Source organism: Nocardia goodfellowii (genome assembly GCF_017875645.1).
Taxonomy (GTDB): Bacteria; Actinomycetota; Actinomycetes; order Mycobacteriales; family Mycobacteriaceae; genus Nocardia; species Nocardia goodfellowii.
The window spans coordinates 5,005,350-5,019,996 of sequence record NZ_JAGGMR010000001.1; the positions used below are offsets into that span (position 1 = coordinate 5,005,350).

General features: G+C 63.6%; 14 protein-coding genes and 1 CRISPR repeat array (1 of these 15 running past the window's edge). Of the genes, 12 read left to right on the top strand and 2 right to left on the bottom strand.

All coding sequences use genetic code 11. From position 1 onward, the window contains the following. A CRISPR array of direct repeats spans positions 1–557; the repeat unit is 37 nt; unit sequence CTGGCGCCGAGCTCCCGAGCTGGGCGAGAATCTCAAC (it extends 410 nt beyond the left edge of the window). A gap of 466 nt (positions 558–1,023) precedes the next feature. From cas5c to cas2, 6 genes are all read left to right on the top strand, one after another. Beyond that, positions 1,024–1,641 (top strand): type I-C CRISPR-associated protein Cas5c, encoded by a 618-nt coding sequence (gene cas5c, locus BJ987_RS23100; RefSeq protein ID WP_209893841.1) that lies wholly within the window; start codon positions 1,024–1,026, stop codon positions 1,639–1,641. After that, positions 1,642–3,534, top strand: a complete 1,893-nt coding sequence (locus BJ987_RS23105) for a type I-C CRISPR-associated protein Cas8c/Csd1 (protein ID WP_209893844.1) — start codon at positions 1,642–1,644, stop codon at positions 3,532–3,534. It begins immediately after the preceding gene. 34 nt (positions 3,535–3,568) lie between these two features. Then, positions 3,569–4,513 carry a type I-C CRISPR-associated protein Cas7/Csd2 gene (gene cas7c, locus BJ987_RS23110; protein ID WP_209893847.1) on the top strand — a complete coding sequence of 315 codons (945 nt, stop codon included), beginning with the start codon at positions 3,569–3,571 and terminating at the stop codon, positions 4,511–4,513. Positions 4,514–4,554: 41 nt separating this feature from the next. Further along, the gene (gene cas4 / locus BJ987_RS38255; protein WP_209893851.1) at positions 4,555–5,154 is read left to right on the top strand and encodes a CRISPR-associated protein Cas4; all 600 of its coding nucleotides are present in this window, start codon (positions 4,555–4,557) and stop codon (positions 5,152–5,154) included. Between the two features lie 64 nt (positions 5,155–5,218). Beyond that, the gene (gene cas1 / locus BJ987_RS23120) at positions 5,219–6,166 is read left to right on the top strand and encodes a CRISPR-associated endonuclease Cas1 (RefSeq protein ID WP_209893854.1); all 948 of its coding nucleotides are present in this window, start codon (positions 5,219–5,221) and stop codon (positions 6,164–6,166) included. Continuing rightward, positions 6,166–6,456, top strand: a complete 291-nt coding sequence (gene cas2, locus BJ987_RS23125) for a CRISPR-associated endonuclease Cas2 (protein ID WP_209893857.1) — start codon at positions 6,166–6,168, stop codon at positions 6,454–6,456. The genes cas1 and cas2 overlap by 1 nt, the downstream gene beginning before the upstream one ends. A gap of 1,660 nt (positions 6,457–8,116) precedes the next feature. Here the strand turns inward: cas2 and BJ987_RS23130 are convergent. After that, entirely contained in the window at positions 8,117–8,479 is a 363-nt protein-coding gene (locus tag BJ987_RS23130; RefSeq protein WP_209893860.1) for a hypothetical protein, read from the bottom strand. A gap of 373 nt (positions 8,480–8,852) precedes the next feature. Between BJ987_RS23130 and BJ987_RS23135 the strand changes: the two genes are divergently transcribed. The 6 genes from BJ987_RS23135 to BJ987_RS23160 all read left to right on the top strand — a co-directional run bounded on the left by BJ987_RS23135 (position 8,853) and on the right by BJ987_RS23160 (position 12,784). Further along, entirely contained in the window at positions 8,853–9,284 is a 432-nt protein-coding gene (locus BJ987_RS23135; RefSeq protein WP_209893863.1) for an SgcJ/EcaC family oxidoreductase, read from the top strand. 276 nt (positions 9,285–9,560) lie between these two features. Then, positions 9,561–9,902, top strand: coding sequence for a hypothetical protein (locus tag BJ987_RS23140; protein ID WP_209893865.1), 342 nt, complete (start codon positions 9,561–9,563; stop codon positions 9,900–9,902). A gap of 23 nt (positions 9,903–9,925) precedes the next feature. Further along, the gene (locus tag BJ987_RS23145; protein WP_209893868.1) at positions 9,926–10,150 is read left to right on the top strand and encodes a hypothetical protein; all 225 of its coding nucleotides are present in this window, start codon (positions 9,926–9,928) and stop codon (positions 10,148–10,150) included. Positions 10,151–10,496: 346 nt separating this feature from the next. Next, positions 10,497–11,372, top strand: coding sequence for a neutral zinc metallopeptidase (locus BJ987_RS37800; RefSeq protein WP_209893871.1), 876 nt, complete (start codon positions 10,497–10,499; stop codon positions 11,370–11,372). A gap of 376 nt (positions 11,373–11,748) precedes the next feature. Next, entirely contained in the window at positions 11,749–12,330 is a 582-nt protein-coding gene (locus BJ987_RS23155) for a hypothetical protein (protein ID WP_209893874.1), read from the top strand. 181 nt (positions 12,331–12,511) lie between these two features. Continuing rightward, positions 12,512–12,784, top strand: a complete 273-nt coding sequence (locus tag BJ987_RS23160; protein ID WP_209893877.1) for a hypothetical protein — start codon at positions 12,512–12,514, stop codon at positions 12,782–12,784. Between the two features lie 345 nt (positions 12,785–13,129). Here BJ987_RS23160 and glpK read toward each other — a convergent pair whose 3' ends face one another. Next, positions 13,130–14,644 (bottom strand): glycerol kinase GlpK, encoded by a 1,515-nt coding sequence (glpK, locus tag BJ987_RS23165; RefSeq protein WP_209893880.1) that lies wholly within the window; start codon positions 14,642–14,644, stop codon positions 13,130–13,132. Positions 14,645–14,647 lie beyond the last annotated feature (3 nt).

Consider the following 14,647-nt stretch of genomic DNA (forward strand, 5'->3'; position numbering starts at 1 on the left):
CCCGCGAAGCGCGGCCGGTCGCCTGGCGCCGAGCTCCCGAGCTGGGCGAGAATCTCAACTCCGGATACGCCGAATTCCACCAGTCCCCGGTCAACTGGCGCCGAGCTCCCGAGCTGGGCGAGAATCTCAACCCTTGAAGCCGCGAACCAAGATCCCGCTCACCGAACTGGCGCCGAGCTCCCGAGCTGGGCGAGAATCTCAACTCGTTTGACCGGTTCCGCCTTGTCTGGAATCCACCTGGCGCCGAGCTCCCGAGCTCGGCGAGAATCTCAACAGGCGCGCTGGTCCGCAACATCGCTTCGGTGAGCTGGCGCCGAGCTCCCGAGCTCGGCGAGAATCTCAACACTCTCACCGCCATCGAGGACGACGCCCCGCCCGACTGGCGCCGAGCTCCCGAGCTCGGCGAGAATCTCAACTCGGCATGCCGGGCGCCGGCGTCGTAGCCGCCGCTGGCGCCGAGCTCCCGAGCTGGGCGAGAATCTCAACTGGGGCGGAGAGATGCCGACGGCGTATATCAGCACTGGCGCCGAGCTCCCCAGCTCGGCGAGAATCTCAACCTGTTCCTATACATCCTGGCCCAAGCATCGGATAGTCGCGTTTCGGTGCTTGGGCCAAGTGTCCCCGGCGGGTTTGTTGCGATCAAGCGGAATCTGTTGGTAGTCAATGCAATTGGAACCGACCGGTCGACCATTGTCTCGAAGGTTGCAGCCCGGTAGCGTGCGTCCGGCATCCGTGTCATAGCAACAGGAATCCGAGTGTTCGCGATGACCGAGGGTGAAGTAGCGAACTCCGAATCTGGCTGCGGAAATCGTGGGAAAGGGTTTGGCGGTTCGCGTCACGACTGTCGTTGCTTGTCCTTGTCAAGGTGTTGGTGACAGCAGCAGGGAAAGCGATAGACCGCTGGCTGTTGTGACTGGTCTTACTTGTCGGTGGGGCGGTGCATGATGCTGCGCAACAGTCGTTCGTCCCGTGGAATCACATGGGATGACTTGGAAATCAACAGATTACGAGGAAGGGGGCGGGGTGCCTGCGGTGGTGCAAGTTCAAGCGCCGGCAGCGTTGTTCACGCAGCCGGGGTTGAGTGCGGAGCGGATGACCTACCTGGTGATGACGCCGTCGGCGGCGGTGGGGGTGCTTTCGAGCATCTTCTGGAAGCCTGAGATCCGGTATCGGGTCGAGCGGATCGAGGTGTTGAGACCGATTCGAACGTTCACTCTGCGACGGAACGAGACGACGGATCTGGTGTCGTTGGCCGATGCGGTCGGTGGAGTCAGGACGGTGGACACGGTGTCGAACCGTGTCCAACGAAATGCGTTGTGCCTGAAGGACGTTGCCTATCGGATCTACGCGCACATCGATGTTCTTCCACACGCGACCAAACCCGCGGCAGCCTATCTCTCCCAGTTCGAGCGGCGAGTGGAGCGCGGGCAGTGCTTCAACCAGCCTTACCTGGGGACGCGGGAGTTTCCCGCCTCGTTCGGGCCTGCAGACGACGCACCGTTGTCGCCGGTGTCGGCGGATCTGGGGATGATGCTGCACAGCATCGACTACACGACCAATCCGCGTAGATCGCGCTGGTTTCATGCCGAACTGAAGAACGGGGTGCTGCGTGTCGGCGAGCCCGAGCTCGTGGAGGCGTGAATGTTGCTGCGGCGGTTGACAACCTATGCGCGGGAAAACTATCACGGTGCACCGGCGTTTCATCGTGACCGCGAGTTCCGCTGGAAACTCGACATCTCGATCGCCAACGGTGAGATCTCGGCAATCCCGAGGTTCACAGCGCTGAGAGATCCTGATCGTCCGAAACGCGGTGTAGTGCACACCGTTCCAGCATCCACTCGAACCGTAGGTATCTCGCCGAACTTGGCTGCCGATGACGCCCAATATGTCCTGGGCTGGGGTGATGACTCCGTAGCCGAGGCTCGGGTTGCCGAATGTCATCGAGCGTTCGTGCAATTGATCACCGACTGGGCAAATACCGTTCCGGTGGAACAGGACCCAGTCCCTCACCTGTTGGCGCAGTCGTATCGATCGGGGCTGCTGAGTGAGGTCGTTCGGCCGGAGGAACTGCGTGCCAAGGACGGTGTGGTCATCGCGATCGACGGAGACTACGCCTACACCAGCTCCAGCGCAGCCGAGTTCTGGCGGGAGCGGGTCGGCGCGACGAAGGGCAGCGGACGCACGGGAACCTGCATGATCTGTACCCGGAATCGCGAGTTGGCCAACACTATTCCGGGAAAAGTGTCCGCCACCTTGGTGCCGGGTGCCTCCAACGACGCGGCTCTGGTCAGTATCAACGAGCGGGTGTTCGGCTACGACCTGGTTGCGCAGCTGACGCACACCCCGATCTGCCTGTCGTGTGCTGATGAGTTGATGGTGGGCCTGACCGGAGTGCTGTCCTCGCAGCACACCCTCACCTATGCCGGGCAGGACACCAGGCTGGCGTGGTGGGTGACCGACACCGACGAACTCGACCACATGAACCTGATCCTGGACCCCAGCCCTGCCGAGGTCGATGCCTTCTTCTCCTCGGTCACCGCGGCCAAACACCGCCAGAAGCGGCTCGAGGGCCGATTCTGCTGGTTGGCTGTCGGTGGCAACGTCGCCAGGATCATGGTCCGCGATTGGGTCGATATCGCGTTGGCGTGCGACGACGAAGACTCCATCGATCACGACAGCAACGTGCTGGCCTGGTTTCGCGACCACAAGAACACTCCGCGGCGAACCGAAGCCGTGACGTTGCGCGATGGGCGGCAACTACCGGCCGGAAAATGGTTCCACAGCCCCGCCGCGCTCGCGGCCTGCCTCGGACGCTGGGACGCCACCGCGCGGACGTACCGGCCGTTCGGGGCGAAGAACGCCGACAGACCCGACCGGGCCCTGCAGCAGTTGATGAGGGTCGCGGTCCTCGACGAACCACTGCCGGCCGCGCTCAACGCGCACCTGATTCACCGTATCCGCAGCGACGGCTACATCGATGACCGGCGGGCATCGCTGGCACGTCTGGCATTGACCCGCCTACCGAACCGGTGCAAGGACAACATGATTCCCTCAGAACTCGACGAAGAATATCGCGACCGCGCCTATCTGTCCGGACGGCTTTTCGCGCTACTGGAACAAACCCAGCACGCCGCACACAGGCGCGCCGTCCGCGAGTCCGCAGGAACAGTCGGGGGCAGCGGCGAAAGCTCTGCCCAAGAAAACGCGAAACAAGCTGACCGCCCGCGCACCGAAGTAGCGGTGAACAGTACTTTCGGAGACCGTTTCCGGCGCCGCGCGGTCGACACTCCGCGTCCAGTGCTGGTGCAGGGGTGGAAAGAATCAGCCGCCTGGCTGACCAAGATTCGCCGTCGCGACGGGGTCGGTCTGGCGAAGTGGCATGCCGACCGGATCGGTGCGGTCTACGAGCTGATCAACGCACAGGACGGTGGTCTTCCGGTACGCAACAACCTGCGCCAGCAAGACCAATTCATCCTTGGCTACCAGCACCAACACGCCCACCGGACCGCAACGGTCATCGCCGTCGAGGCTTAATCCTTCTTCTTCTTTCTTCGAAAGGTTCGCCCGTATGAACGCAACCACCGCTCACCTCGACCCGCACGTCCGCCACGACATGGTTTTTCTGTTCGACGTCACCGACGGCAACCCCAACGGCGACCCCGACGCAGGCAACCAGCCGCGTGTGGACCTCGATTCCGGACACGGTCTGGTCACCGACGTCGCGGTGAAACGCAAGATCCGTGACACTCTCGCCCTGGCCGCCCAGGGCAACCCCCGCTACGGGATTTTCGTTCAAGCCGGCCACGCTCTGAACACTCGCCTCACCGAATCGCTGACAGCTAATGGGATAGAGGTCAGCTCGAAGAACAGCAAAGACAAGAAGCCCGCCAAAGGCAATCGGATCCCTGCCGAACAAGCAGCTATCGCCCGAGCTTGGCTGTGCGACAGATATGTCGACATCCGGCTCTTCGGTGCGGTGCTGTCCACCGGTGACACCAATGCCCTCGGAAGTATCCGCGGCCCACTGCAATTCGGCATGGCTCGCTCGATCGACCCGATCGTCCCCGTCGAGCACGCCATCACCCGCGTCACCCAAACCCGCCAAGCTGACATCGATCTGGGCGAGTCCACCGAGATGGGCTCGAAATGGACCGTCCCCTACGGCCTCTACAAGGCCGAAATCACCTACTCCGCCGCCCGAGGCGTACAAACAGGCGTCGACACCAAAGATTTCGAACTGCTCTACCAAGTCCTGGAAATGATGTTCGACCACGACAGCTCCGCAACCCGCGGCCGGATGACTGCTCGCGGGCTGCATGTCTTCAGCCACGACAACACTTTCGGCAACGCACCCGCCCACAAACTGCTCGAACGAGTCCACGTCCACACGGCGCGGAGCTCGAGCGATCGCGGCACCGAGGACTGGAGTCCCAGGAAGTTCGCCGACTACCAGATCTCGGTCGACACCGCTGCACTCCCTGCGGGTGTCGCCTACACCGAGGTGTTCAACTGACCAGCGGCCCCACCCCTGTCGTGCTCGAAGACCGTTGGAGTGTGCCGATCTCGGCGATCGAGCACTACGCATACTGTCCGCGCCAGGCAGTGTTGATCTGGCAAGAAGCGTATTTCGAATCGAATGCCGATACTGTGCGCGGTGACATTGCCCACGAGGCCGTGGACCGCGGCGGAGCACTGACCGGTCGTGCAGGGGCTCGGGTGTGGAGGTCGCTTCCGGTCCACAGTGAAACCCTCGCTATCCACGGTGTCTGTGACACCGTGCATCGAACCCGCGATGGCTTGGTTCCGGTGGAACACAAATCCGGCCGTTACCGTCCCGGCGGTCCAGCGGATCTGCAAGTGGCCGCACAAGTGCTATGCCTTCGGGAGATGTTCGCTCAACCGATTCCCCACGGAGAGCTATTTATCGGTCGTGACCGTCGCCGCTACACCGTCACCGTCGACGATGACCTCGCCGCGGCGGTCAGGGCGATAACCGGTCAACTGCGTCGCCGCATAGCCGCTGCTGTTCTACCTCCGCCAGTCCACGACTCACGATGCACCCGCTGCTCACTGCGGCCAGGCTGTGTGCCTGAATCGGTCCGGCACACCACGATCGACCTGTTCACCCCTCGTCCAGTCCGAGACTGCCAATGACAGAGCTATTGAAGACCCTCTACGTCACCACACCGGCACCAGCCTTCACCTCGACGGAGATGCGTTGCGGGTCCACCATCCCGACCGTCCCGGACGCCATCTTCTACCCCTGATCCGCCTCGGAGACATCGTCGCTTTCAACGGAGTCACCGTGACCGACGATCTCATGCATCGCTGCGCTGCAGACGGGCGTGGGATCACGTGGCTCACACGCAACGGCCGCTTCCTCGCCCGCGTCGGCGGGCCACACAGCGGGAACCCACACCTGCGGATTCAGCAATTCCGTGCCCATGGCGACCCGGACCGCCAGCTCGGCCTCGCCCAGTCGATGGTCGCGGGCAAGCTACACAACTACCGCCAGTTACTGCTGCGGTCCGCTCGCGACTTGCCAGCCGAACGGCAATCGGTTGTCCGTGAGGTCGCCGAACAACATGCCGTCGCGCTCAATGCTTTGAGCACCGTCACAACCATGGATCAAGCCAGGGGGATCGAGGGCTCCGCAGCTCGCGCTTACTTTCAAGCTCTACCCGCTGTGGCGCCGAGCGTGGGAGCCGGACGCCACCGACGACCCCCGACCGACGTGTTCAATTGTCTGCTGTCCTTCGGATACGGGATGCTGCGCACTGCCGTCCACGGTGCCATTGAACAGGTCGGGCTCGACCCCTATCTCGGATACCTACATGGGATCCGACCAGCTAAACCCGCCCTTGCTTTGGACTTGATGGAAGAGTTTCGCCCGTTGCTGGTCGACCGGCTGGTATTGACGCAACTCAATCGTTCCCAAATCAAGCCATCGCATACCGAAACCCTGCCGACCGGACAGGTACAGCTCACCGACGACGGCCGCAAATTCTTCCTCGAGCAGTGGTCGAGCTCGCGCGAGCGTTCCTGGCCACACGCCTACCTCGATCGCGAAGTCCCCGCCGGCCTGCTTCCCTTGATCCAAGCACGGATACTGGCGCGCCACCTGCGTGGTGACACCAGAACTTACATCCCCTGGACGGTGTCGTGATGGAGCTGCTCATCACCTACGATGTAGAAACCGTGGCACCTGCTGGGGCGCAACGGCTTCGACGTGTCGCCAAGATCTGCGAAGGCTACGGCCACCGCGTCCAGAAATCGGTTTTCGAAGTCACCTGCACCCCAGTGACACGACCGCGGTTGCTGGCTGAGCTTGCCCGCGTTATCGACCACGACCGCGACAGTATCCGCATCTACCCCCTCGACAGCGGATCCTTCGAAACAGCAAGCCACCTCGGCGCCTCACCGATCCCGCCACACAACACACCCCTCGTGCTGTAGTCGAACGCGGTTAGGAACCCCTAGTGCGACCGCAACTGCAGGAACGTTCCGAAGGGCCGAGCTGCGCAAATAGTGCGCCGTCTCCTGCTAACCGTTTTGGATCAACTGCCGTTCCAGACGAGTATGCAGGTAACACAGCGTGGCGCCGAGCCTCCGGGCTCGGCGAGAATCTCAACGCCGTCCACGGTCAAGATGCGGCGGTACCGCATGGGTGGCGCCGAGCCTCCGGGCTCGGCGAGAATCTCAACCTCAGCTTGGAGACGACGACCTTGAAGCGGTCGCCGGTGGCGCCGAGCCTCCGGGCTCGGCGAGAATCTCAACTTCGATGAGGGAGATGGCGTAGAGCCGCCACACGTGTGGCGCCGAGCCTCCGGGCTCGGCGAGAATCTCAACTGCCACTGGCCGTACTCGACCGGGTGCACCGTCAGGTGGCGCCGAGCCTCCGGGCTCGGCGAGAATCTCAACAGCTCGACGCGGACCGTCGCGCGGAACAGCGGCAGTGGCGCCGAGCCTCCGGGCTCGGCGAGAATCTCAACACCACGATGCGCTCACCGCGTGCGCCGGCGGGGTGTGGCGCCGAGCCTCCGGGCTCGGCGAGAATCTCAACTCGCGCCCTGCCTCCCGGACGCGCTCGCTCAGGTGGCGCCGAGCCTCCGGGCTCGGCGAGAATCTCAAAACGGCCTGTTGCGCGTCGATATGCCGCTCCAGGAGTGGCGCCGAGCCTCCGGGCTCGGCGAGAATCTCAACCCCAGCGTGACGATGGTGACGCAGCCGTCCTGGCGTGGCGCCGAGCCTCCGGGCTCGGCGAGGATCTCAACCTCAGCGGCCCGGACCCAAGCAGCGGCCGCCTGCTTGTGGCGCCGAGCCTCCGGGCTCGGCGAGAATCTCAACGGGATCGTCGGGGATTCGAGATCAACCACTTCGCGGTGGCGCCGAGCCTCCGGGCTCGGCGAGAATCTCAACGCGTTGCGCCGATACGTCACCAGGTGCGGCACATGTGGCGCCGAGCCTCCGGGCTCGGCGAGGATCTCAACAACCTCAACCAGATCGTGTACGGCCGGCTGTTTCGTGTGGCGCCGAGCCTCCGGGCCCGGCGAGGATCTCAACGCTACCTCGCGGCTCGACCGGGCCGACCTGCTCGCGTGGCGCCGAGCCTCCGGGCTCGGCGAGGATCTCAACATTGCGGGTGCGGTCGGTGGCGGTGTGGCCGGCGGTGGCGCCGAGCCTCCGGGCTCGGCGAGGATCTCGACTGGACAAGCCCCGCCCTCCACAGCGGCAGGGGATGGTGGCTCCGAGCTTTCGGCTCAGCAAGAACTTCAGCATTACCGTCACCGAACATCACCGATATCGACGAACGAGCGCCATATCAACGTCGGCGGCGGACTGATACCCGTACGACTGCGGCCGTAACCATTAGCTGCTCTAGCAGTCAATGTGGAATCGTGTCCGCTGGTGGATTGCATGTGCGTAATGGTCGATACCCCCTCCGGACACATCCAATATGCCCACGGGCGGTTGTAGCTGAACTTCGGCCACAACCGCCCGTGTTGCGTGGTCGAAGGTTGGTTTCAGGCCAAGTTGCCGATAGACCTCGAGCTTGTCGCCTATGTCGGCCTTCTCGAGGACGGTTGCCAGGCCGCCGAGCGATGCCACCAGTGCGTCAATTTCCTTGGCGTCCAGGCGACGATAGCTTTTTCGATTTGCTCTCCAGCGCGGCGATCTGCGCGACGACTGATTCACGCTGCTGCCGGACCTCGCGGATCCACCCAGTGACCAGCACAGGATCGGCTCCGGCTTCCAGGGCTGCCCGGTGGCGTCGAAGCTTCTGATCATATTCAGCCAACGACTTGCGGGCGGCGTCGAGCACCAACCCGGTATCGGGAATATCTGCTGCTGCCAGCAACGTCAACGAGTGCTCGATCTGGTCGGGATGAAACACCTCCTGCAACCATGCATCCACTGGTCTGGTCAGCTGATCTTCGCGTAGATATACCGACGGCGGGTGGTCGATCCGATTGGCCAAGGCGTACTCGGACGGATACCGGCACCGGTAGTGGGCTCTGCCGTGATTCCACGTGCCCTGCGTTCTCCGCTGGCATGGCTCGTGAAAAAGCAAGCCCTTGAACGCATAAGGGTGCTTCTGCCGGACAGTAAGGGTGCCCCTCCGAGCTGGGACCCCTCGAAGCGAGTCGAGCTCGGACCTGTTCGAACATGTCCTTGCCGATCAGCGAGTCATGCGCTTTGTCATCGGAGAATCCCCAGTCGGACTTGGCATTCGGGACTGCCCCGAGGTCGACTTCGGCGACGAGCAACGGCGCATCAGCGCACGCCCCCACCATGTGTGGTGCGTCACGCGCCGTTGACCTGAAGTGAGCTAGAGGTTACAGAGTGGCGTCATGAGCAACGAAGTAGTCACCGTGACCGGACAGACCCCCGACGATCTCGACATCGAACTCGTCGCCATCCGCGCCGTTGTCGATGCGGTCGAGCGCGCCCAGGCCAACGAACTGGTCGCCGAATTCACCGCGCTCTTCCGTGCCGATGCGATCTGGACCACCGGCGACGGCCGCCGCCTCTTCGGCCGCCCGGCCATCGCCGAGTTCACCGCCCAGGTATTGCCCGGTGCCGCCGCACGAGGCAGGGCGACATATGAGGTCGAGCACGTGCTTTTCCTGCGGCCGGATGTCGCCGCGGTGAAGGTCCGGCAGAGCGGTTTCACCCTCGACGGCGAGCTGTGGGGTCGGGGGACACCGATGTATGTGATGACCAAAGAGGACGGCGCCTGGATGCTGACTGCCAATCAGAACACTGCTGTTGCGACGGACTGACTTCCTGGGAACCGAGTGGGACCAGCCGGTACCGACAGGATAGCCTCCACCAACAACCCGGATCCGGACGATTTGTAGGGTCTCGAGTCCACGCCCACGGGGCCGTGACCTGTGGCTGCTGAGGTTGTTTCACGGGATGGCCACCGTTCTGAGCCGCAGCGCCTCTGGTCCGCCAGCCACCGCGTCATGGCCGCTTCGCTCAGCGCGCACAGCGGCACTATGGTGCGTTCGTAAAGTTCTCTGATACGGAAGCTGCTGATGTATCCAGGTGTGCGGTTGATCGAGGAGATGGCTGGCCGGTTCCCTGTCGTGGAGGAGTCCCTGGCGTGCCATCTCGAGAACAACTTCGAGGAGTCGCTGCCGCATGTATTCCTGTGGGATCTCATCGGAGAGATCGTCGCAGCCCAACTCGGCGACGCTGACTGGCTGTCGATCTGGGGGCCGGTGCTGGACTTTCTGGAGATCCGGTCAATATGCTGCAACCTCGAGGACAACGAGGTCATCGATTTCTCATTCCTGCAAAGCCTGCCGAATCCTGGCCAACCGGGCTACGCCATCATCGACCATCTCGGGCCCTCGCTCGCGGAGCGATTCGCGCATGTCCGCCCGGACGGCTGAGCCGCATGTCATCGACTCGGCGTGTGCGTGTGTTCGCAGACCGCGGCTCCGGCCGGCGGAGCGGAACTGTAACGGCATTTCCGGACGCGGACCTGAACGGCACGTGGCCGGTTCCCGACCTCAACGGCCAGGCATTCTTCAGCCATCTCAATATCCATCTTACGGAAACGCCGCTCGTCAACGATCAGGAAGTCGCGACCGCCGCACGTCAGCAACTGGACAAAGTCATTGCGGCCCTTCGCAAATGACAAGCCACTTCCCAAGCTGATCGGGATGCGATAGCGGCCGAGCTGAATCGCGCTGTCCCGAAGGCCGATTCTGATTCTCGTGAGAATTGTTCGGAAGAGGCGTTGCCGCGTCTTGAAGATCAGGTGAATTGATCCGGATATGACACAGCAGCCACCGGGACACCAGCCGTATGGCCCGCCTGGCCACCACCCGTTCCAGGGGGCGACGCCGAATTCGGTTCCGCCACAGCCCTACCCAGTTCGTGGCCTACCACATGGAACCCAATATCCTCACCCCGTCCCTGGCGGTGCCAACGGTCGCTACCAGCCACCGCGGCCCCCGATTAGTGCGCCAGCCGTCATCGCGGTGGTCGTCGCGGTGATAACCCTGGTTGTGGGCGCTGTGGTGATCGTGGCGACCAACCAGGACGGCGACGGCCGGCGGGCAGCCTCGCCGGAGACGAGCAACTCCAGTACCTTTTCGACTCCGTCCAAACCGGCGACCCTTCAGCTGCGTCCGGGCCCGATCGAAGCACTCGGTGACCATCCCCTGCTCAATGACACCGCTGCCGGATTGCGAAACTTCAGTTGCGACTGGCTGCCGTGGGGGACAAGCAGAGAAGCTGTCACCCGCTTCCTCGACCGCGCCGCTCTGTGTATGGATCAGTCATGGCGACATGCGTTGACCGACAAAAAGATCGCGTTCTCCAGCCCGAATCTGAGCGTGCCCGCGACCGCGGCGTCGGCCACGGGACCTTGCATCAACGGAGATGAATCGAATTGGGCCGCCTTCTACTGCTCGGCTAACAACACCATCTACATGCCGATGGATACGATCCAGATACAACGCTACGGAAACGACGCCACTATTTACCTGGCCCTCCTCGCGCACGAATACGGACACCACATCCAAGCCATTTCCGGAATCAGCATAAAGGCGCACAAGGACATGAGCAGTGCCGGTTCCGATAGCGCCGCGGGCCTGGAACTGTCCCGCCGCCTCGAGTTGCAAGCCCAATGCTTCGCGGGCATGTTCCTCGGCGCCACCCAACACACCGGCGCTATCGCCGCCGATGCCGGGTGGCGCGCCATCAAAGACAGCTACAGCCGCGGCGCCCACCCTGGCCAGGCCCGCGATCACGGATCACCCCAGAACTACGGCTGGTGGGCCGAACATGGGTACACGACCAACCGCCTCGCCGAATGCAACACCTGGAATGCAGCGCCCGCCTCAGTCTCATAAGCCTGCGCGGGACCGGCACGAGGACGAGAACCGGCGTGACCGCTCGGCGATCACCGGGCACTTCCTCAAGCCCGATACCAACCGCCGCCACACCGACACCACCGTCACCGAGAACGGGTAGCCCCCGGGCTTCTGCGGGCCCGCTACGAGCAGGGCCCAGGCAACGGCCTTCGTGTTGCGCGGACTGGATGTCGACGGGCGCTATGGCGTCCGGGAGCTGGATGGGGCAATTGGTCACGCTGGTCTGGGTGCGCAGGAACGCCGCCAGCAGCGAATACACCGTCGTGTGGTCGGGTGGGGAGTCCGCGTCACGGCAGCACTCCCCGGGCAAGAACTACGATCCTGATGTGATCGACAAGTATGAGGAATTCGGCCCATGGTGGCGCCAGCAGAATGGGTTGCCGCCACGATGAGGACGCTCGATGTCGCGGGCCACGGGGTTGCCGCTGTCGGCGAAGACGCCGCGGACGCCGCGTATCCCGTTGCCCAGACCCTCACGGCCACCCAGTCCGCAACCACCGGATACGAAGCGGTTGGGAATGTCCGTATTTTGGTTGAGGTGCTGCGTCGCCACGGCGGCATCGCACCCAGGGCACTGCTAGGCGCCGAGTTCATCGCGGGGAACGGACCGAGCACGCTGATAGAAGTCGGAGTTGCATCCTTCGGCATGCTCGAGAGCGACGACCAGCCAACGTGCCGGAGCCGCCTGTGGAACCGTCCATTTGTCTCGGGTCTGCCAACAGAGTTGGCGAGCGCTGTTCTGCGCGGCCTGACAGCTCGACCTCATATAGTGCTGCCACCCGGCGTACTTCGGGTAGACCGTGCGGGGTTCGATGTCATGAACTCTTCGGAAAAGATCTTTACCCAAACGGCGGCACTTTTGAGCCTCGCTATCTCGGCGAAGCTACGCGGCGACGACCCCGAGCCTGGGCTCCGGGCCGCTATCGAGAGCTGGTAACTCCGGCTGACTCCCGCAGTACGCCTGGGCCTCGACGGCGCAGTCCTCCGAACCGGTCGCGCGGCGGTGGGCAAGCTCGCTTGCTTTTTCGCCTCGGCGGCCAACCGGATCGAACGCGTGTAACGAGTCCGGAATTTTCGTTGGATGTGAACAGCTATCAGATCGGAACGGAAGCGGAACTGTGAAAAGCCCCGTCATGTATTCAGCAGCGCTCGGAGCGCTGCTCGGTGCGGTATTCAGCGGCGTCTTCTGGTGGCTGATCGTCGGCGGAACCGGAACGACATCACTGACCTGTGCGACGATCGATCCACAAATGACCGAGACGGTCGAAGTCGCGACGGCGTATGAGCCGTGGACGGTCTCCATCGGGCTAGTTGTTGTCGGAGCGCTCGTCGGATCGGTAGTCGGACTGTTTGTGAGAGCAGCTAGCTATCGCGGAGCGGAGGCTTCGTAGCGCGGTAACTCTTGCCAATCGATAACGGCCAGTTAGGAATTGGTGTGCACCCGCCGAACCCCCACCTACGCCAATTGGCATCCCGCTTGGTCCAAGTAGGCCGTGAAGCTGAGGATGGCGAAGACGGTCACCAGGAAAATTACGTCTTTTCGGGTGGTAGCAGGCTCGTCAGCGTCGTCGTGACGTGTCCCATCGGGCTGATCGTCCATAGGGTTGACAGTAATTCCGGGGGAGTCCGGGTGGGGGATTCCATCGGTACGCCGCGCATCGCGCCGGTGAACTTTCGACCCTGGCCGGTTGGGTGCGGTGCCCGCTCCGGACGGGAGCGGGCACGCGCGCGGTAGCTCAGTCCTCGTCCTCGACCCAGTCGAAGGTCTTGGTGACGGCCTTTTTCCAGTTGCGGTATTCGCGGGCGCGGCGGTCTTCGTCCATGGCGGGGGTCCAGCGCTTGTCTTCGGCCCAGTTCTGCCGGATGGCGTCTTCGGATTCCCAGAATCCGACGGCGAGTCCGGCGGCGTAGGCGGCGCCGAGGGCGGTGGTTTCGGCGACGACGGGGCGGATGACCTCGACGCCGAGGATGTCGGCTTGGAACTGCATCAGCAGTTCGTTGACCACCATGCCGCCGTCGACTTTGAGAGCGGTCAGGGCGACGCCGGAGTCGGCGTTCATGGCGTCGATGACTTCGCGGGTTTGGAAGGCGGTGGCTTCCAGGACCGCGCGGGCGAGGTGGCCCTTGTTCACGAATCGGGTGAGGCCGACGATGCCGCCGCGGGCGTCGGATCGCCAGTACGGTGCGAATAGTCCGGAGAAGGCGGGCACGAAGTAGGCGCCGCCGTTGTCTTCGACGCTGCGGGCGTGCTCTTCGATCTCGGCGGCGGTGGCAATCATGCCGAGGTTGTCGCGCAGCCACTGCACCAGCGAGCCGGTGACCGCGATGGAGCCTTCGAGGGCGTAGACCGGTTTGGCGTCACCGATCTTGTAGCAGACGGTGGTGAGAAGTCCGTTCTGCGACAGCACCTTGTCGGTTCCGGTGTTGAGGAGCACGAAATTGCCGGTGCCGTAAGTGTTTTTGGCTTCGCCGGGGGACAGGCAGGCTTGGCCGAAGGTGGCGGCCTGCTGGTCGCCGAGGATGCCGGCGATGGGGACACCGGCGAGGGCGCCGCGCGCCCGCACCTGGCCGTATACCTCGGAGGAGGAGTAGATGCGGGGGAGCATCGACAGCGGCACACCCATTTCGGCCGCGATGTCGGCGTCCCATTGCAGGGTGTCGAGATCCATCAGCAGGGTGCGGGAGGCGTTGGTGGGATCGGTTCCATGCACGCCGCCGTCGACTCCGCCGGTCATGTTCCACAGGATCCAAGTGTCCATGTTGCCGAATGCCAGTTCGCCGGCTTCGGCTCGCGCGCGGGCGCCTTCGACGTTGTCGAGGATCCATTTGATCTTCGGGCCGGAGAAGTAGGTGGCCAGCGGCAATCCGGTCTTGTCCCGGTAGCGTTCCTGGCCGCCGCCGAGCCGGCCGAGTTCTTCGGCGATCCGATCGGTGCGGGTGTCCTGCCAGACGATGGCGTTGTAGACGGGTTCGCCGGTGGCGCGGTCCCAGACGACGGTGGTTTCGCGCTGGTTGGTGATGCCGACGGCGGCGATATCGGCGGCGGTCAGATCGCCTTTGGCGAGGGCTCCCGCGACGACGGCGCGGGTGTTCTCCCAGATTTCGGCCGGGTCGTGTTCCACCCATCCGGCGCGCGGGAAGATTTGGGCGTGTTCGCGCTGGTCGACCGCGACGACCGTGCCCGCGTGATCGAAGATCATGGCGCGGGTCGAGGTGGTGCCCTGGTCGATCGCTGCGACGTATCGTGACATCCG